Annotated in this window: 1 pseudogene; it reads right to left on the bottom strand. The window is 54.7% G+C overall.

Annotated features, from left to right (window positions below):
* Positions 1-243, bottom strand: a pseudogene (locus tag SB816_RS34390) (hypothetical protein); the annotation flags it as partial.

The raw sequence follows: 243 nt of genomic DNA, 5'->3' as shown, positions 1-243 counted from the left end.
GCTTATGCCCGCACCCGATATGACGCATCAGGAAATTGCCGTGGCGGGACCAGTACGGATCGATGCTTTTCGGTTTGATCAGATCCTGTCGCCGATGCAGCAGTTCATGGACGACTTTCTTGTCTTTCCACGGATCCCATGATGTTGCGAATTTCTTGACGGTCTCCCATGTGCTCGACACGCTGACCTTCTCGACCGTTTCCCAGTACTCGCCGTGAAGCGGCAGGTAGTAGAACGGGCAAG

Origin of the sequence: Achromobacter sp. SIMBA_011 (assembly GCF_046535435.1) — a bacterium.
GTDB lineage: Bacteria > Pseudomonadota > Gammaproteobacteria > Burkholderiales > Burkholderiaceae_B > Achromobacter > Achromobacter dolens.
This window is presented reverse-complemented; position numbering and strand designations above follow the sequence as displayed.